The sequence below is a fragment of the Pedobacter namyangjuensis genome (genome assembly GCF_003313325.1).
GTDB lineage: Bacteria > Bacteroidota > Bacteroidia > Sphingobacteriales > Sphingobacteriaceae > Pedobacter > Pedobacter namyangjuensis.
The window spans coordinates 45638-65021 of record NZ_QMHQ01000001.1 but is presented as its reverse complement, the minus strand read 5'-3'; the positions used below and the strand labels follow the sequence as shown (position 1 = coordinate 65021).

19 protein-coding genes are annotated in these 19384 nt (G+C 36.7%); 10 read left to right on the top strand and 9 right to left on the bottom strand.

Annotated features, from left to right (window positions below; genetic code table 11):
- Positions 1-476 precede the first annotated feature (476 nt).
- From DUT69_RS00350 to DUT69_RS00330, 5 genes are read left to right on the top strand one after another with little or no spacing between them, the layout of a single operon-like run.
- Positions 477-1304: an ABC transporter ATP-binding protein gene (locus tag DUT69_RS00350; protein WP_113651154.1), complete on the top strand. Its 828-nt coding sequence runs from the start codon at positions 477-479 to the stop codon at positions 1302-1304.
- A gap of 6 nt (positions 1305-1310) precedes the next feature.
- A complete protein-coding gene (locus DUT69_RS00345) occupies positions 1311-2141 on the top strand; it encodes a hypothetical protein (protein ID WP_113651153.1) in 831 nt (276 codons plus the stop codon).
- 17 nt (positions 2142-2158) lie between these two features.
- Positions 2159-2533 (top strand): GntR family transcriptional regulator, encoded by a 375-nt coding sequence (locus DUT69_RS00340; RefSeq protein WP_113651152.1) that lies wholly within the window; start codon positions 2159-2161, stop codon positions 2531-2533.
- Positions 2534-2538: 5 nt separating this feature from the next.
- Entirely contained in the window at positions 2539-3408 is an 870-nt protein-coding gene (locus DUT69_RS00335) for a head GIN domain-containing protein (protein ID WP_113651151.1), read from the top strand.
- Positions 3409-3412: 4 nt separating this feature from the next.
- The gene (locus tag DUT69_RS00330; protein ID WP_113651150.1) at positions 3413-3865 is read left to right on the top strand and encodes an ankyrin repeat domain-containing protein; all 453 of its coding nucleotides are present in this window, start codon (positions 3413-3415) and stop codon (positions 3863-3865) included.
- Between the two features lie 155 nt (positions 3866-4020).
- On the opposite strand, the gene hutH is transcribed toward DUT69_RS00330, so the two are convergent.
- Entirely contained in the window at positions 4021-5511 is a 1491-nt protein-coding gene (hutH, locus tag DUT69_RS00325; protein WP_113651149.1) for a histidine ammonia-lyase, read from the bottom strand.
- A gap of 94 nt (positions 5512-5605) precedes the next feature.
- On the opposite strand from hutH, the gene DUT69_RS00320 reads away from it, so the two are divergent.
- Positions 5606-6598 (top strand): alpha/beta fold hydrolase, encoded by a 993-nt coding sequence (locus DUT69_RS00320; RefSeq protein WP_113652400.1) that lies wholly within the window; start codon positions 5606-5608, stop codon positions 6596-6598.
- A 1-nt stretch (position 6599) separates the two neighbouring features.
- Here the strand turns inward: DUT69_RS00320 and DUT69_RS00315 are convergent, their stop codons facing one another.
- Positions 6600-7613, bottom strand: a complete 1014-nt coding sequence (locus DUT69_RS00315; protein WP_113651148.1) for a Gfo/Idh/MocA family oxidoreductase — start codon at positions 7611-7613, stop codon at positions 6600-6602.
- A 92-nt stretch (positions 7614-7705) separates the two neighbouring features.
- Here DUT69_RS00315 and DUT69_RS00310 point away from each other — a divergent pair, with 92 nt between their 5' ends.
- Positions 7706-8050 (top strand): hypothetical protein, encoded by a 345-nt coding sequence (locus DUT69_RS00310; RefSeq protein WP_113651147.1) that lies wholly within the window; start codon positions 7706-7708, stop codon positions 8048-8050.
- A gap of 104 nt (positions 8051-8154) precedes the next feature.
- Here the strand turns inward: DUT69_RS00310 and DUT69_RS00305 are convergent, their stop codons facing one another.
- From DUT69_RS00305 to DUT69_RS00280, 6 genes are all read right to left on the bottom strand, one after another.
- The gene (locus tag DUT69_RS00305) at positions 8155-8835 is read right to left on the bottom strand and encodes an OmpA family protein (RefSeq protein ID WP_113651146.1); all 681 of its coding nucleotides are present in this window, start codon (positions 8833-8835) and stop codon (positions 8155-8157) included.
- 222 nt (positions 8836-9057) lie between these two features.
- Positions 9058-9753, bottom strand: a complete 696-nt coding sequence (locus DUT69_RS00300) for an ABC transporter ATP-binding protein (protein WP_240186614.1) — start codon at positions 9751-9753, stop codon at positions 9058-9060.
- A 4-nt stretch (positions 9754-9757) separates the two neighbouring features.
- Entirely contained in the window at positions 9758-11230 is a 1473-nt protein-coding gene (locus tag DUT69_RS00295; RefSeq protein WP_113651144.1) for a DUF5687 family protein, read from the bottom strand.
- Position 11231: 1 nt separating this feature from the next.
- A complete protein-coding gene (locus tag DUT69_RS00290; RefSeq protein ID WP_113651143.1) occupies positions 11232-12512 on the bottom strand; it encodes a replication-associated recombination protein A in 1281 nt (426 codons plus the stop codon).
- 160 nt (positions 12513-12672) lie between these two features.
- Positions 12673-13887, bottom strand: a complete 1215-nt coding sequence (locus DUT69_RS00285) for a DEAD/DEAH box helicase (protein ID WP_205314190.1) — start codon at positions 13885-13887, stop codon at positions 12673-12675.
- A 284-nt stretch (positions 13888-14171) separates the two neighbouring features.
- Positions 14172-14909 carry a DUF4197 domain-containing protein gene (locus tag DUT69_RS00280; RefSeq protein ID WP_113651142.1) on the bottom strand — a complete coding sequence of 246 codons (738 nt, stop codon included), beginning with the start codon at positions 14907-14909 and terminating at the stop codon, positions 14172-14174.
- 178 nt (positions 14910-15087) lie between these two features.
- Here DUT69_RS00280 and DUT69_RS00275 point away from each other — a divergent pair, with 178 nt between their 5' ends.
- Together DUT69_RS00275 and DUT69_RS00270 are read left to right on the top strand one after the other, a co-directional pair.
- Positions 15088-15666 (top strand): RNA polymerase sigma factor, encoded by a 579-nt coding sequence (locus DUT69_RS00275; RefSeq protein ID WP_113651141.1) that lies wholly within the window; start codon positions 15088-15090, stop codon positions 15664-15666.
- On the top strand, positions 15656-16915 hold the full coding sequence (locus DUT69_RS00270) for a carboxypeptidase-like regulatory domain-containing protein (RefSeq protein WP_113651140.1): 1260 nt from the start codon (positions 15656-15658) through the stop codon (positions 16913-16915). The genes DUT69_RS00275 and DUT69_RS00270 overlap by 11 nt, the downstream gene beginning before the upstream one ends.
- Before the next feature lie 71 nt (positions 16916-16986).
- Here the strand turns inward: DUT69_RS00270 and metK are convergent, their stop codons facing one another.
- Positions 16987-18273 (bottom strand): methionine adenosyltransferase, encoded by a 1287-nt coding sequence (gene metK / locus DUT69_RS00265; RefSeq protein ID WP_113651139.1) that lies wholly within the window; start codon positions 18271-18273, stop codon positions 16987-16989.
- Between the two features lie 230 nt (positions 18274-18503).
- Here metK and DUT69_RS00260 point away from each other — a divergent pair, with 230 nt between their 5' ends.
- Positions 18504-19382, top strand: coding sequence for a diacylglycerol/lipid kinase family protein (locus tag DUT69_RS00260; protein ID WP_113651138.1), 879 nt, complete (start codon positions 18504-18506; stop codon positions 19380-19382).
- The last annotated feature ends 2 nt before the right edge of the window (positions 19383-19384 follow it).

Below are 19384 nucleotides of genomic sequence, written 5' to 3'. Positions count from 1 at the left end.
TTTTGTCATCCTTGAGCATAGTCTAAGGATCATATCTTCAGATTTTTTGAAAAGCAGTTGCAGTAGCGCTAATTAATGTTGGTCGGGCTATCACTACAATCTTTTTGTGGACTTTTAATACGCTCAGCTACCACAAAAAGGATTTCCGTTGCTATCCCGTTTATAGAACTGTGGTTAATGCTTCTATTTACAGTTGCTAAATGCACACCTAAATAGTGTATAAGTTTTCCGTCTACTAAAGTGAGTGGCCATTACAACTTTAACAAAAATATTGAAATGGAAAACAGACTGCCTTTTCCTAAATAACTACTGCAAAAGCTTTTCAAAATAAAAACATGCCCAGATATGGTTCTGAGGGTATTCTGAGCCATTTTTTCATTTTCACTTCTCATCCCAAAAAATATATTTCGTAAATAATTTGGTGGAACAAAAATAACATTATACTTTAGTGTATTATTTAACTAATACAGTAGAGAATGATAACAATTAACAACCTCAATTTCGGGTATAATAAAAAGAAATTGCTCTTTAAAGATTTGAGCATGCAACTAAGCGCCGGCCATATTTATGGCTTATTGGGCAAAAACGGTGCGGGCAAATCAACCTTGTTAAAAAACTTGGCGGGTTTGGTTTATGCGCAAAGTGGCAAAATGGATGTTTTGGGTTTCGATCCTGCAAAACGCCAACCTGCTTTATTAAGTCAAATTTGTTTTATACCAGAAGAATTTTATTTGCCTGCGGTTAAAATAGATGCTTACGTAAAAGCAAATGCGGCTTTTTATCCAAATTTCGATCATACGTATTTTGCTAATCTATTGGCAGAGTTCGATATCCCGGCAGGGCAAAAACTAATCGACATGTCTTACGGGCAGAAAAAGAAATTAATCATCGCCTTTGGCTTAGCTACACAAGCAAAATTTGTAATTATGGATGAGCCAACCAATGGACTTGATATCCCTTCGAAAGCACAGTTCCGTAAAATTATGGCTTCGGCATTAACAGAAGATCGTTGCATTATTATTTCTACGCACCAGGTTAGAGACTTGGACAATCTGATAGATACGGTTATAATGCTAGACGAAAACAGCGTGGCTTTAAAAGCATCTGTGGAAGAGATTACCAATAAGCTTTGCTTTAAACGTGTTAAGGAAATTGATGATACGATTATCTACGCCGAACCATCGTTGTCTGGCTACAATGCTGTAGTACCTAACTTCCATGATGAAGATAGCAAACTTGATTTGGAGTTGTTGTTTAACGCGGTGCTTACACAGAAAAACAAACTTAAACCAATCTTTAACTAAACAGACATGAACAATACATTTAACATACAACGTTTTGGTCTTTTACTAAAAAGACAATGGCTAGAATTTGGCAAAATTTTTCTGATTACAGTTGGGGTTGCCTTAGGGGTTATCATCACCTTTTATACGTTCTCTTTATGGGATGTTTTTTTCGCTGAAAGACCATCTTTTTCTCAAAGAGATTTGGGTTTTAGAGAGCCTTTATTTATCATATTTGGTTTTTTATTTATTACGGTAATTAGCAGTAGCTACTTTGCGCACCTAGGTCAAAAGCCAAAGGCGATAATAGATTTGATGATTCCCGCTTCTACTTTCGAGAAGTTTTTAACAGGTGTATTCTTTACAACAATATTAAGTGTGGCAAGTTTCACGCTAGTATTTTACCTGGCCGATCTCGCTTTTGTTAGTAAGGTTAGGAGTTCTTTTGCCACCGTTAGTAACGTAACTTCTTACACAGATGCCAGAGGGCAAGTAACAGAAACTGTAGATAATGCAATGTATTTCTTTACCAAAAATTTCCCAGAAAAATTCAAGTCGCTGTTTATTATGGTGCCCTTTTTTGTAACCAGCGTATTCCTTTTAGGCTCTCTTTACTTTAACAGATTCCATTATATAAAGACAGCGATTTCGGTAATCATATTTTCAGGTGTTTGGTCTTTTATTCTTTACAATACCGGTCGTTTACTTTTTGAAGGAAAGATAATGATTGAGCATGATAGGCAGAACTTTAAGCCTACAGATGCTGGAGCAGAATTGGCAATCTTTGCATTTTTTGCAGTGCTAACGTTAATTTTTTGGACGATTGGCTACATACGCCTTAAAGAAAAACAGGTTTAATTTAAATTGGTATAGACATGGAATTTAGAGATAATAAAGCAATATACCTTCAAATAGCCGACTACGTTTGCGAGCACATTTTGCTGAGCAAATGGAAAGCCGACGAAAAAGTACCGTCTGTTAGAGAAATGGCGGTAGAACTAGAGGTAAATCCTAATACAGTAATGCGTACCTACGAGTTACTGCAGAATAAAAATATCATCAATAATAAAAGAGGGATTGGTTTTTTTGTGGCCGACGAAGCGATAGCAAATGTAAAAGACTATCGCAAAACCCAATTTATGGAAGAAGAACTTCCGGTGGTATTTAGAAACGTGTATTTATTAAACATAGGTTTTGATGAATTACAAACACGTTATAACTCATTTGTTAAAGAAAATTTTAATTCATAAATAAAATGAAGACAAGTAATAAAATTTTAATCGCTTTTGCTACGGCGCTAATCCTAATTCCGGTTTTAGGAATGGTTATCGTTTCTGCTACACAATATAAAAAGGGAACATATACCGCTGATAGGTTTCAAGCTCCGGACGAAAACAACAACACTTTTGCCGGTAAATCTTCTGGCAAGATAGCTGTAAAAATTAATGCGCCATTTACGCAGATTGAATTTGGTGATGCTAAAGGTTCGAGCATAGAGTTACATCTAAACAACGATAACAATTTTGGCGCAAAGGTGCCTGAAGATTTGAAAGACCAAATCACATTTAATGTAACTAATGGTGTATTAAAAGTTAGTTTTAAAGACGGCTTTAATGCCAAAGAATTTAGAAATAGAATAATTATTTTTCTTTATGCTCCGTCATTTACAAATTTAAAAGGCAACAACTTATTTAATTTTAATTTGATTGCGACAATAGAGGACTTAAATGTTGATTTAAAAGATTGCGAGTATTTTTCGTTGTACAATAGCGATATTACCTATACAACAGTTACTAATGGTGATACAACTGCTAATGGAGTGTCAAACCAAACAACAATAAAAAACCTGACACTAAATCTAAATCACTCTGGGTTTAATCTTGCAGATTTAGATATGAATAGTCTGAACATTACAACAAGCGACAGTTCTACGGTAACTATTAATGAGCCTGGATTGGATGAAAATACAAAGAGCTTAACTATTGGTGCGTTAAATCTTAAAACTAAAGGTTTAAACGATATTAAAATAGGTAAGATAATTACTAAGCAAGCCAAAGGAGATTTCTCTGACTCAACGAAGTTGCAAATTCCAGCCCATCTGTTAAACCAAATGTTTAAAAAATAATTTTATGAAACTTATTATAACCCTTGCCTTAACACTTATGAGTTATTTGGGCTTTGCTCAGACAGTAACCGCAAATTTTAAAGATGCCTTTAAAGCCGATGATTATGAAATGTTGCTGAAAGAGATAAAAGCCGAGAAGTTAACAATAAACGATTGTTTTGATATCGAAGGATCTTCTTATTCACTTTTCGCTTTAGCCATACGAATGGACAGAACTAATATTTTCAATGCTTTAATTGCTAATAAAGCAGAGCTGGATAAAGTTTGTTCAGATAAAACCCCATTGATGTATACGGCCAAATATGGTAAACTAGAAATGGCCAAGGCTTTAGTAAAAGCGGGAGCTAGCCTAAAAGCTGTAAACAAAGACAATGAAACCGCTTTAGATTATGCTAAAAAGTATAAAATGCGTGATTTAGAAAGCTATTTTATATCCTTAAAACCAAGCGTACAGTAAATCGTCATATCGAACGAACAAAGTGAGGAGATATCTCAAAAAAAAACTGCTCGCTTTGTTCGTAATGACGAAATATAAAATTTGCTAATAAACTAAAATATTAACGTCATGCTATTTTATTTACTCGTTTTTATTATCCTCTGCATAGTTTTTAACTAGTCTAATTTGTAGCTGTTAATAAACGCAATCGATGCTTTAATATCTGTTGCCAAGATTCGGTCAGCTTCGTTAAATGAAACTACTTCGCGGTAACTGTTTAACAAGGTTTCTATTTTAGGCGATGATTTCTCAGGGCGTCTTAAGTCTAAAGCCTGCGTAGCGGTTAAAAGTTCAATCGCTAAAATACGCTCTAAGTTATCGCATACGCGTAAACACTTTGTAGCTGCGTTTGCGCCCATACTAACGTGATCTTCTTGACCATTGCTGCTCACAATACTATCTACAGACGCTGGTGAGCAAAGTTGTTTGTTTTCGCTAACAATAGAGGCTGCGGTGTATTGGGTGATCATCAAACCAGAATTTAATCCTGCTTTTTTTACTAAAAAAGGTGGAAGTCCGCGAGTTCCGGAAATTAGTTGATAAGTTCTGCGTTCGGAGATAGACCCTAATTCGGCCAAAGCCAAACAAAGAAAATCTAGTGTTAATGCTAGCGGTTGACCATGGAAATTTCCCGCCGAAATAATCAAATCATCATCAGGAAAAACGTTAGGATTATCGGTAACTGAATTGATTTCTGTTTCGAAAACAGACTGGATATAGTTGATGCTATCCTTACTTGCACCATGTACTTGTGGCACACAACGGAAAGAATAAGGGTCTTGTGTTTGTTTGCCTTTTCTGCTAATTAATTCACTTCCCGTTAACCAATTACTTATTGCCGATGCCGTATTTAATTGGCCTTTGTGTGGCCTAATTATATGGCTTTGCGGTAAAAATGGATCTATTCTGCAGTCAAATGCATCAATTGAAATAGAGGCGGTAGCGTCTGCCCAAGCCGAAAACTGTTGTGCTTTTAATAAACAGTGTACACCGTAAGCACTCATAAACTGCGTACCGTTTATTAACGCTAAGCCTTCTTTACTTTGCAAAGTTAGGGGAGCCCAATTTTGCTTTTCATTTATTTCGCTAGCGCTGATTTTCTGATTTTCGTACCAAACTTCGCCTTCGCCGATAAGTGGTAAAGCTAGGTGTGCCAAAGGTGCCAAATCTCCAGAAGCACCTAAAGAACCTTGCGTGAAAATAACAGGTAACACACCGCTATTGTAAAAATCTACTAGACGTTGCACCGTAGTTAACGCAACTGCAGAGTGCCCGTAACTTAACGATTGGATTTTTAGCAAAAGCATTAACTTAACAATCTCTTTGGGTACCTCTTGGCCAGTTCCACAAGCGTGGGATAATAGCAAATTATGTTGCAGTTGGGTAAGGTTCTCACTTTCAACTTTTACGTGCTGTAGGTAGCCAAAACCGGTATTAATGCCATAAATTGGGTCTTCGTTATTACTAAGCTTATCGTCTAAATATTTTCTGCATTTTTCAATGCGTGCAACAGCATCGTTTGATAGTTTTAAAGAACTGTTTTTTGCAATAATTTCTTTTATAACGTTAACAGTTAATTGCCCCGAACCTACTTCGTAAATAGTCATGAATTTTTATTTGGTGCCTCAAAAGTATAAATTATGCTTAGATTTAGCACAATTGCGTTCTAACATTGTTTCTTGTTTACTAATTCCTTTTTTTATGACGAAGACTTCTTTCCTATTAACGCTTTCCCTTTTGTTTATCAGCTTTGCTACATTTGCGCAGAAACAAGACACACTTTCTATAACCCTCGAGAATGTAAAATATGCCTATCCTGTTAAGTATTTTAATTTAAATACCGAAGGACAGGATTTAAGAATGGCATATATGGATGTAGCGCCAACTGCTTTTAACAATGGCAGATCCGTTATTTTATTCCATGGAAAAAACTTTGGTGGCTACTACTGGACTGACGTTATAAAAGCGTTAACTGCAAAAGGATTTAGGGTAATTGTACCAGATCAAATTGGTTTCGGAAAATCATCTAAGGCGTTTATCCACTATAGTTTTCATCAGATGGCTAAATGGAACAAGCAACTATTAGACACTTTAGGCATACAAAAAGCTTCGGTTTTAGGGCATTCTATGGGCGGTATGTTGGCAACGCGATTTGCATTGATGTATCCAAATCAGACCGAGAAATTATTACTTGAAAATCCGATAGGTTTAGAAGATTATAAAAGCTTTGTGCCTTATGTAAGTACAGAGCAACAGTATCAAACCGAATTAAAATCTACGGCCGAAAGTGTTAAAAAGTACTATCAATCTTCTTATTTCACAGTGTGGAAACCTGAATATGATGAGTTGGTGAGAATTGCAGGGGGCGTAACCCATAGTGCCGATTATCCGCGTTGGGCTAAAGTTGCAGCCATGACTTTCTCGATGATTTATGAACAGCCAGTTTTTTACGAATTCCCAAATATTAAAGTGCCAACCGTGCTTTTTATTGGTAAATCTGATAGGACAATTGTCGGTAAAGGACTTTTAAGCCCAGATCAACAAGCCATCCATGGACAATATCAATTTTTAGGTAAACAAACCGCTGCGAAAATTTATGGCGCCAAACTTATCGAATTTGATGATATTGGTCATATTCCGCATGTAGAAAATCCAACAGAATTTATAATCGCTTTGCTTGGAAGCTTGCAGTAGGTTAGCTTTCCAAAATTTCTAGCTGTGTTAAAATGTCTTGTTCCGTAACCGGATAAGGAACGTTATTTACTAAACTTTGATAAACGGCCTCAAAAATACCCATGTAATCGCCTTTTTTTGATGGGACAACAGTGGCTTTTCTACCCCCATCAGCAGTTACCTCGGTAAGCGTTCCGGCGTCGGTAGATTTCTCGATACCATAACCCTCATCAGTGGGTTTCATTCCTTTAAGAAGTTGTTCTTCTTGAACATCGGCATGATTTTTACTAAATGAACCCATTGTACCATTAAGTACAAATGCATCTTTTATATCAGCTACCAACATACTAGCAGTAAGGTAAACATTCAAATCGTTTGGATAAACTAATTGAATAGAGAAATAATCATCTACCTTGGTGTGGTCTCGATGTTTTGCAAGCGTCTTAAAATATCTTTCTGGCTTGCCGAATAAACTTATTGCTTGATCTAATAGGTGAGGGCCTAAATCGTAAGATAAACCACTTGCTTCGAAAGGTTCTTCCTTGAATAATTTAGCACCAATTTCATTCCTGTATCTATCGTATCTAAAATGAACCTCTACTAGCTTGCCAAGTTTGCCACTTTCAATTATATTTTTTACCGCGTTAAAACCACTATCATACCTTCTGTTTTGGTAAACAAGGGCCTTCTTTCCTAAACTATTCGCCAGTTCGAAAATTTCTTTCGCTTGCGCCGATGTTGCCGTAAATGGTTTTTCTACCAAAATATGTTTTCCGGCATTTAAGGCTTTCTTTGCATATTCGTAATGTGTATAATTTGGTGTATTGATAATCACCAAGTCGATGGAATCATCAGCTAATAAATCCTCAACACTATTATGGCTAACAATATTTGGATAATCTAATTGTGCTAATTTTTTGGTCCTTTCTACAATAGCCTTAAAATTAAATGCAGGATGTGCATCTACAAATGGTGCATGAAAAACTTTGCCAGACATGCCGTAAGCCAATAAGCCAGTGTTTATTTGATGATTCATCTAGCAAAGCTAAAAATTTGACTTACATGTGCGCTAATCTGCTTGTCATAAAAACTATATTTGCCACAGTTGAACAATTAGCATAATTAAATATGAAACCAGCAGAGATACATGCCAAGTGGAAAGCTTTACAAGAAAAGATTGTTGAGGAATTTGACTCGGATACACCTGATTTAAAAGTGATTTTGTTTCTGATTGGTGTACAAGAACTGGGCAAAGGACCTGGTAAATATAGTAAAAGACAAAAAGAAGAGTTGATGCACATCGCAACTTGCAGGTTGTTAAGTGAAATGGGCTTTTATGAATTGGAAGGCCTTGATCAAGACGGTTGGCCACACTGGAAATTAGTTAAGCCTGTACCTTCTTACGCATTAATGGAACAAGAACTGTTGCTAAAGGGATTGGCGATTGAGTATTTCGCAGATATTTATTCTTAAGCGGGTTAAATTGGTAATTAAGCCAAATAACTTAAAAACTAAAAACCCTGAAGTATTTACATACGACAGGGTTTTTGCATTTATATAGGTAGATATAAATTTTATTATTTGCCTTGAGTGGCAGCTTCTTTTTTCAATTGATCGTTTGCAACAATTACAATCTCAACACGTCTGTTTTCAGCTCTACCAGCGTCAGTTGCGTTATCGCCAATTGGTTCAGCGAAACCTTTACCAATAGTAATTAAACGAGCTGCAGGTACACCTTGAGAAACCGCATAAGCTTTAACAGCTGCTGCTCTTTTTTCAGACAAGTTCATGTTGTATTGCTCAGTACCGCGGCTATCAGTGTGTCCGATAACTTTAATGTCGGTACCTGGATATTGATTTAATGATGAAGCTAAACTTTTAATATTGGTTTTTGCTTCTTCCTTCAATCCAAATTTATCAAAGTCGAAAAGAATACCGCTATCAAATTTTACAATAATACCTTCGCCTTCACGGATAACTTCTGCATTTGGAATAGCATTTTGAATTTCTGCTGCTTGTTTATCCATACGTTTACCGATAAAACCACCTGCAGTACCACCAACCGCTGCACCTATAATAGCACCAACTGCCGTGTTACCAGCTTTTTTACCAATTAAACCACCAATTAAACCACCTGCTGCAGCACCAATACCAGCACCTTTTTGGGTGTTTGTTAAGCTATCACATCCAGTAAATGTCATTGCGCCTACAGATAAAGCTATACTTAACGTTGCTATTTTAATTTTTGAAGTCATCATTTTATTAGTTTTTTAGTTAACACGATGTCTATATTCAAAGCTAATGCCAATTAGTTAATCGGAACGTAAATCGCTTTTATTGTTTTGCTAAATGCTGAAATATTGGTTTTTAGCGTCATTAGGGAAATATCAAAAATAGTTGTTTAAACAAAATATGGTCAAGATTATACCACATGTTGGGCATAAAATTGACCATTATTCTATACAATTGTTACAAAGAAACTATTCTGCGAAATAGGCTTCTAGTTCTTTCAACGAGTTTTCATCGGTGTAGAAATCTTTAATAATTATACCTTTTTCTAAAAGAATAATTCTATCGCAAACATCTGTTACGTGGTTTAAATCGTGACTAGATATTAAAGTAGTTAACTTGTGCGTAAACTTTAAAGCTTTAATATGGCTTTTTAACCTAATCTGCGTAGTCGGATCTAAATTGGCAAATGGTTCGTCGAGCACTAAAAGCTCTGGCTTTTGCATTAACGCTGCAGCTATACCAACCTTATTCTGGTTTCCTTTAGAAAAATCCCTAATGTATTTCCCGCGATTTAAAATCTCGCCGTTAAAAAACTCCTCGTATTGCTTAAGGTATTCGTTAACATCAGCTACGCTTAAATTATGTAAGCCGCCAATAAAAATAAAATATTCTTCGGGCGTTAAATAATCTATCAAGAAACCTTCATCCAGGTAAGAAGCAGTATAGTTTTTCCAATCGCTATTGGTTGCAACATTAGCTTCTTTCGATAAGATTTCGCCACTATCAGGTCTGATAAGATCTAACAGCATTCTAAACATGGTGGTTTTACCAGCGCCATTATTGCCTACCAAGCCAATAGTTTCACCCGCTGCAATGGTTAAATTTTCAATATTTACAACGGTTCTGCCCGCGTACGATTTTTTTAATTCTTTAAATTGTAGCATAATATTATTCTCTAAAGCCTTCGGCTATTTTATAACGTTGTTGTTCAAATCTTTTAACTATTAATTTTACCCAGAAATTGCGCATTAGAAGGGTAATTAAACCAAATGTGCCTAACGCAAGTAAACCCCAGTAAGGTTTGTCGGCAAAGCTAAATGGTAAGTAAATTACAAAAGGAATAAGGAGTAATGGGAAGCCCAAAATCCACTGTGTGGCACCAACCCCTTGCCAGTTAAAGCTAGCACTCTTTGTAATGTCTAAACGTTTGTAGTTTAAGGTTGCAAAGTAAAGTACAATTACAGTGGCAAAGCCGATATTATATAAATAAGCCGCCAGATGCAATAGTAATAGCTTGTAGCTTAAAAATCCATAAAAGCTAGATAAGATGGTAATGATTGTACAGCTAATGGTAAACAATAAAAACTTAGCTTTTATAAAATTGGTAAAATCTATTTTGCTAGATAACAAACCGTCAAAGTGGCTGCTTTGCCAAGCAAACATAAACTGTCCGTAAGTAATAATAGAGATGCCCGTCATAAACACTGCAGCAAATAGTAACGAACCAAAGCTGTCATTGTCAATTAATGGCCCTCTGTAAAAGAAAAATCCGTAGGCTAAAAATACAAATCCCATCACTAAAGAACTTCTAGATCTTTTGTGTCTAAGGATTAACTTTAATTCCAGCGCCGCTAATTCTCCCACCCTGCCAAACGAGTTTAAGAAAGCATAATCGGTACTTACTTTTTTATCATCTTTCGAGCTAAGTTCTTCCGTGTATAGGTTGGCTCTTAAAAAGCTAGAGTTAATAACAAAAATCAGCACTGCGGCCAAAGTAAAAGCTAAAGCTATAAAAGGATATTTTGCTACCGACTGAAATACTTGATCGGATATATTTCTAATAGAGATAATCTGGTAATAATCTAACAGTGCAAAAACTCCAACAAAACCTATAATAATACCAAAATAGGCAACATTATTTATCGATTTTCTTTTGAGATAAAGCACTAAATAGTTGTTAAATAATGTAAGCGACAGAATAGCTACAACATACATTAACCCGGTAAGTGCACCATAGGTTGCGCCTATTTTTACTATACTAAAAGGAATGAAGATAAATAACGGTAAGAGGTTAAAAAACGTAAATATCGACTTTACATTAAGGAAATTTACAATGGTATTTTTCTTAATGTTTAAATGCAGATAAGGGATAATACTTAAAGTTGGCAACTCTTGCATCTGCAATCGCATCGCTAAATCGAAAAGAAAATAGTAGAGGATATAGCTGTTAAAAACTTGAATAACATCTTGTCCTGGTAAAAACTTCTCGATGATAAAACTCATTCCAAATCCTAGACCAATAGCTAAAACTAAGAAGTAGAGCATAAAAAAACCGAGGAATATGTTGGCGACAATACTGCCTGCCTTGTTTCGGCTACGCCAAAAATCTTTCCATTGATGGCTTAAAAAGGTTGATAGCATATTAATAGTTGTATTTATTTTTCCAATTATGTTTTAGTTTTTCTCTTAATTTTTCTTCTGCCGGATTTTTTCCCGGGTCGTAAAGTTTAGTACCGCTTAACTGATCAGGAAAATACTCTTGTGCTTCAAAATTACCTTCGTACCCATGAGAATATTTGTAGTCTTTTCCGTAGCCAATGTTTTTCATCAACTTTGTTGGCGCATTACGTATATGTAGTGGGACTGGTAAGTTGCCGGTTTGTTTCACTAAAGCTTGCGCTTTATTTATAGCTTCGTAACTGGCATTGCTCTTAGCGCTTGATGCCAAGTAAGTTACGCATTGCGATAATATGATTCTCGATTCTGGAAAGCCGATTACATTTACTGCAGTAAAACAGTTATTTGCCAACAGCAAAGCATTTGGGTTGGCATTACCAATATCTTCAGAAGCTAAAATCAATAACCTGCGAGCGATAAACAGCGGGTCTTCGCCACCTTCAATCATTCTGGCTAGCCAATAAACTGCAGCATTTGGGTCGCTACCTCGAATAGATTTTATAAATGCCGAAATTATATCGTAATGTTGCTCGCCAGCTTTATCGTACAGCGCTAAGTTTTGTTGCGCATGAGCCAAAACATTTTCGTTCGTTAAAACCAATTTATCGCCACCAATTCCGTTAATGGCAATCTCTAAAACATTCAGTAGTTTTCGAGCATCACCACCAGAAAGCCTAATTAGTGCCTCGTGCTCGTCAATTTTAATGTCTTTCTCTTTTAAAACAACATCTTTTGCAAGGGCTGTTTTTAATAAGGAAACCAACTCTTCTTCAGATAGGTTTTGCAAGATGTAAACTTGGCAGCGAGAAAGCAAAGCTGATATAACTTCGAAACTCGGATTTTCTGTTGTTGCGCCAATTAATGTTACTAAGCCACGTTCTACAGCACCCAACAAACTATCCTGTTGCGATTTGCTGAAGCGATGGATCTCATCGATGAAAAGTATAGGCAAACCCATAAAGCTGTCTTTTAAAGCTGCCGCCTTATCAATCACATCGCGAATATCTTTTACGCCAGAATTTATAGCGCTGAGATTAAAAAAAGGTCTGTCTAGGTTTTGAGAGATAATAGTGGCCAAAGTGGTTTTGCCAACACCAGGAGGCCCCCAGAAAATCATCGAAGGTAATCTGCCACCTTCAATCGCCTTCCGTAAAACAGCATCTGTACCAACCAAATGTTTTTGCCCAACATATTCGTCCAGGTTTTTAGGGCGCATACGTTCAGCTAAAGGAGGTAGGTTTTGCATTAAGCTAAGATAGGGAATTGTAGTTAGTATTTAGAACAAAGTACTTCGATCAGGGTCGAAAAGAATAAAAAAACCTTAAGAAATAAAGAAAACTCTGTCTTCATTTCTCAAGGTTCAGTTCTATGTCAAACTTAAAACTTATAACCTAAAAACTTACAACTTAACTACTCACCTTCGGCTTTTTCTTAAAGAACTTCTTCTTTTTAGTGTAAGCAGGTTTGTCATTAGCAGGTTCGTCTTTCGGTGCTTCGCCAATATTTTCAGGCAAAGGCATGCGTTCAATTTGGCGCTCAATCAGTTTCTCTATGTTTGCCAATTTACGTTTGTCCTTATTGTTAACCAAAGTTATTGCCGTTCCGGTTGTAGCCGCTCTTGCTGTTCTACCAATTCTGTGAATATAATCTTCCGGATCTTGTGGTGCATCATAATTAATTACCAAATCAATTCCGGTAACATCAATACCTCTGCTTAAAACATCAGTGCCGATTAAAACATCCAATTTGCTGTTTTTAAAATCAAGCATAATTGCTTCGCGTTCCTTTTGCTCTAAATCGCTATGAAAGGCTGCAACTTTTAACCCAAGCTTTTTAAACACCTTACCCAACTCTTTAACCTTCTCTTTTCTGCCGGCAAAAACGATGATACGTTTATAAGTCGTAGACTTAAGAATTTCAGTTAACAACGGTACTTTCTGATCGTCGAAAACCAGATAAACCTGTTGGTTAATTCCCTCTGCCGGTTTAGAAATAGCTAAACTGATAGATTCCGGTTCGTTTAAAAGTTTAGCGGCTAATGTTCTAATTTTTGGTGGCATTGTGGCCGAAAACATTACCGTTTGACGGTTTTTCGGTAAGTAGCCCACAATTTTCATAATGTCTTCGTAAAAGCCCATGTCCAGCATTCTGTCGGCTTCATCTAGTACCAAATGTTTTAATTTATCCATTTTTAAAACACCGCTAGACAAATGCGCAATTAGCCTTCCCGGAGTAGCGATGATAATATCCACACCTTCACGCATCGAGCGTTTTTGTTGTTCGTAAGCAATGCCATCGCCGCCGCCAAAAACAGTTAACGAACTAATGTTAGTAAAGTAAGACAAAGCCTCCACCTGCAAATCAATCTGCTGTGCGAGTTCTCTGGTAGGTGTAAGTATTAAGGTACTGTTATGTCTATCGTGGTCGGCGGTAAGCAAATTCATTATTGGCAATAAAAAAGCACCAGTTTTTCCGGTTCCTGTTTGTGCGCAGGCAATAAGATCCTTTCCTTCTGTTATAATCGGAATGGCTTGTTCTTGTATAGGCGTGGCGTTTTTAAAACCCATTGCCAGTAAACCCTCTAAAAGCTCAGGGTTAAAATTAAATTCTTTGAAATCCAATGTATTGTGTTGTAAAATATGGGTGTAAATTACCTTAAATAAAGGCGAAAAGCAAATTGAGCGCTTTTAGGAGAATTTGAAAAGCAGTTTTGATGCTCTTTTGACCAGGCTGGTCCTGCTTTTTGTTCCAATCTTTTACCCCTAAATCCCCTAACGGGGACTTTGGGAAAAGGATTTCCACTTCAATAAGGTTTAGTTAACAACTGTAGTGCAACTAAAAAAAGTTAGAAGAAAAAAGAGCGCAAATTTTGTATTTGCGCTCTTTTTAAAATTAATTTTTAATCTTATTTCTTCGTATCAGCATAGCCAAAAACCTTTTGCAGTAAGCCAGTAGAACGGGCGCCAATGTTATCTCTAATTTTCAGCTCTTCTTGGGCAACTTGTATAAACATGCCATCAATTGCTTTTTCTGCAACGTAGTTTGATAGGTTGGTGTTAACCGGCTTAACCAATGGGATTTTGTTATAAGCGGTTGCAGCATCAGTCCAGTATTTTGTAGCACCAACTTTACTTAAACTATTGGTAATAACTGGAGAGAACTTTTCCATCAGCTGTGCTGTAGTTACACGTTTAAAATAATTGGTAGCAGCATCTTTGTTTCCTAAAAGGATGTTAGTTGCATCAGTAATGGTCATTTGCTTAATAGCCGATATAAAAATTGGCTTTGCTTCTTTGGCAGCATCTTCTGCCGCACGGTTAATACTTAAAATAACATTGTCGGCTAGCGAATTTAAACCCACACTTCGTAGTGTTTTTTCTACTTTTTGTGCCTCTGGCGGAAATAAGATTTTAACGGCTAAGTTTCCTAGAAAACCATCTTTTGCAGAAAGTTTGTCGGCGCCTGCAGACGTTCCAAGTTCCAAGGCTTGTTTAATCCCTTGTCCAATTTCTAAAGTAGTTGGCGTACCACCGCTTGTAGGTATTTGTTTTAGAATATTGCCAATTTTATTTTGGCTTTGTACATCGCAACTGCTTAGGCAAAGCACAGCAAATGCTGTAGCCACTAAAGTTATTTTTCTCATCTGTGTGTGTTTTTTCAGAAAAACTGATTCTGTTTTACAATATTAAGCAAAACTGTTGCCATTAATTAGGTTGATTTTTCTTTTTTGGCATCGGTTATAAAAATGTATTTGGCTTTAATTTAATGTGCATCTGCAAAATATTTTTTATACTTGAAGAACATTAAGCCGAACACCCAATTTGAAGTTTATAAAGAATACATCCAAAATTAATGAGCAAGACGATGCCTCGCTCATTGCCAGCTACCAGCAAACTGGCGATTTGGAGGTGTTGGGTACGCTTTACAATAAGTATATGCACTTGGTGTATGGGGTTTGCTTTAACTATTTTAAAGACGAGGAACAAAGCAAAGATGCAGTAATGCAGATTTTTGAAGAATTGATTGTGAAGCTTAAGGTTCATCAAGTGCTAAACTTTAAAAGTTGGTTGCACGTATTGTCTAGAAACCATTGTTTAATGGCATTACGTAAATCGGCTAAAAACCCTACCGTTGCCATGGAAGATAATTTTGTGGAAAATGGAGAGTTTGTGCATCTGGATATAGACAATACAAAAGAAACGCAGTTAACCATAATGGAAAAGTGCATGGAAACCCTTACTGTAGAGCAACGAACTAGCGTAGATTTATTTTATCTGCAGGAAAAATGCTATAAGGAAGTTGCCGATATTACTGGCTACGACATGCTAAAGGTTAAAAGCTACATCCAAAATGGAAAAAGGAATTTAAAAATTTGTATAGAGAAAAACAGTGAGCTATAACGAGTGGTTAGATATTGATGTACTGGAAGATTACCTAGATGGTAAACTTGATGCTAAAGCTATGCATCAGGTAGAGAAGCTTTCGCTCGAAGATCCTTTCGTGGCCGAGGCTTTGGCTGGTTTAAGTCAATCGCCAAAACGAACACAAAATTTATCGTTGTTGCAAAAACAGTTACAGCAACGCGTTGCGCAGAAACCAGTTGAGCAAAAAAGATGGCGATTAACTTCGCACCGTTTGAGCATTGCAGCTACGGCTGCGGTATTGTTTGTTACAGTAAGTGTACTTTTTTGGCTTAAAGGTGCCAAACAAGACGAGATGTTAACAGGGCAACCTAAAAATATTGAAGTAGCTATTGCTCCACAAACCTCAAAAGGCGAAACAAAAAATGCTAAAGCGCTATCTACTGATAAAAATGCTGAACAGGCAAAAGTAGAACAAGCGCCAATTGTTGCTACTACGATAAAGCCTCGAAGTGCTAAAACTGTTCCGGTAATTGAGCAACAAACTCCTTTAGATGTGCCCTCAGAAGCTAAAGCAGAGGCATCGGCAATGATGCTAAGAAGGAGTGAAGAGAAAGTTGCGAAGAACGAAGCGGTGGATGAAATTATTGTTAATGCAAAAAAAGAAGCGGTAGCAAGAGAGACGATACAGCAATTGCAAAGCAGAGCGCCTGGCGTTTCAATGAATACCAATAACATTTTTAGAGGCAAGGTGTACGATAAAAATGGCGTCCCTGTACCTGGAGCGTCTGTTAAAATAGAGGGGCGCAATGTAGGAACAGTAACGGACAGAAATGGTGATTTTAGAATAAACGGTGATTCATCGGAAAGGTTGGCAGTTGCATATTTAGGCTTTAACACCAAAACAGTAGATGCTAGGTCTAATCAGCCAATAAATGTGCAACTTGAGCCCAACACATCGGCCTTAAATGAAGTAGTTGTAGTAGGTGGTGACGTGGCTAGAAAAGTTGTAGCGAAAACGGTTGCCGTTGCTGTACCAGAAAAAGGCTGGGCTAATTATGAGGCATACTTAACTGAAAATAATCAGTTGTTAAAAAAAGGAAAAACTGATAAAGAAGTTGTTTTGGGTTTTGTGGTAGATAAAAAGGGATTGCCTACTCAAATAAAAATTGTTAAAAGTGCGGATGCACAAATGGACAAAGAAGCGATTAGGTTATTACAAAATGGACCTAAATGGAATGTTAAAGATGGTGAAATAACCAATGGTCAAATTGCTATTAAGTTTTAATACCACCTCCTTATAAAGCAGAAAAGGGATTTACAAACGTAAATCCCTTTTCTGTATATTAAACTTTTCGATTACAAACCGAAAGCAGCTTTTACTTTATCTACAAAATCTAATTTCTCCCAAGTAAATAGTTCAACTGTTACAACTTTCTCCTCACCATTAGGCGTTCTAAATGTTTTGGTAACAGTTTCTGGCTGGCGCCCCATATGGCCGTAAGCAGCGGTTTCGCTATAAATTGGGTTTCTTAACTTTAAGCGTTGCTCTATAAAATACGGACGCATATCAAAAATAGCTTCTACTTTCTTGCTAATCTCTCCGTCGGTTAAAGCTACTTTAGAAGTGCCATAAGTAACTACATTTATAGAAGTTGGTTTAGCAACACCAATAGCATAAGAAACTTGTACTAAAATTTCATCGGCTATGCCTGCAGCAACTAGGTTTTTAGCAATATGACGAGTAGCATAAGCTGCACTTCTATCTACTTTACTTGGATCTTTACCAGAGAATGCGCCGCCACCGTGAGCACCCTTACCACCGTAAGTGTCTACAATAATCTTTCTTCCGGTTAAACCTGTATCGCCATGTGGCCCGCCGATAACAAATACGCCGGTTGGGTTAATGTGGTAAGTAATGTCGTCGTTAAATAAATGTGCGTATTGAGGATATTTAGCCTTAATTCTAGGAATTAGAATCGAAATTAAATCGCTTTTAATTTTAACCAGCATCTCATCGTTTGCAGCGTTCTTATCTTCCTTCGAATCAGATTTAGGCTGTACAAAATCATCGTGTTGTGTTGAGATAACAATAGCATCAATTCTTTGCGGATGATTATCATCAGAATATTCTAATGTTACCTGAGATTTTGCATCAGGGCGCAAATAGGTAATTTCAGAATTTTCTCTTCTTAAGTTAGCCAATTCCCTTAGCAAAGCATGAGATAAGTCAAGTGCTAATGGCATATAGTTTTCAGTTTCGTTTGTAGCGTAACCGAACATCATACCTTGGTCGCCCGCACCTTGCTCTTCCTTAGTGCTTCTGTCAACACCTTGGTTAATATCCTGAGATTGCTCATGTATTGCCGAAAGAATACCGCAAGAATTTGCTTCGAACATGTACTCGCTCTTCGTGTAACCAATTTTTTTAATTACATCTCGAGCAATTTGTTGTACATCAAGATAAGTTTTTGATTTAACTTCTCCAGCTAAAATAACCTGACCAGTGGTAACCAACGTTTCGCAGGCAACTTTAGATTCTGTATCAAATGCTAGAAAGTTGTCAATCAAAGCATCCGAAATCTGATCTGCAATTTTATCTGGATGCCCTTCGGAAACAGATTCTGAGGTAAATAAATACGACATTTTAAATATTTAATTTTATAATAAAACCATATGTAAAATGAGGTCTGATCCTTTAAAAAAGGCGGTAAAAGGAAGTGTAGTATATGTTAGCACTTTTTTTTACGTGGTTGCAATCCCGCTACTTTTCAATAGCATCGCAAATCAGTCCACTTTAACGGTGCGAAATTAGTATATATATTATTAATAGTCAAAAAATATCAATTATTTTGTGGCGCACTAATCCACTAAAAGTGATAAAAACAAGCATTTTATTCATCATAAATCCTATTTCTGGCGGAAGGAAGAAAGCTAAAATTCCGGCCTTAATAGATGCGTATTTGGATAAAGAGAAGTTTACAGCCAATTATAGTTTTACCGAATATGCGGGGCATGCTGGCGAATTAGCCGAAGAAGCAGGCAACAAAAATTTTGACATTATTGTGGCGGTAGGTGGAGATGGTACCATAAATGAAATCGCATCGAAAGTTGTTCAACTCGACAAAGTTTTGGGCATCATTCCATTCGGTTCGGGTAATGGATTAGCACGTTTCTTAAAAATCCCGATGGATGCTAAGAAAGCTATACAGTTAATTAATAAGTTCAATATTACCGTTATAGACACTGCCAAACTTAACGATAGGTTTTTCTTTAATATGGCGGGCGTTGGTTTTGATGCGCACATCAGCTCTGTTTTTGCAGGTAATAAGGGCCGAGGCCTGAACGGCTATGTAGAACTGGGTTTAAAAGAGATTATAGATTATAAAGGTCAAAACTATCAAATAGAAATTGACGGAAAGGTTTATAAGCGTGATGCGGTGGTGCTAAGTATCGCAAATTCGTCTCAGTATGGAAATAACGTTCATATATCACCAAAATCTTCCTTAACTGACGGTTTGTTAGATGTCTGTATCATCAAGCCTTTTCCACTTTATAAATTGCCACAATTGGCTTACCAAATGATAAGAGCAACAACACATAAATCTACTATGGTGGAAATTATTAGCGGAAAACAAATAAAAATAACACGTAAGCGGGAAGATGCAGTTCATTTAGATGGAGAGCCTTTTGTTATGGGTAAAGAGATAAATGCTGAAATTAATCCTGCATCGTTAAAAATTATAGTTAAATAACC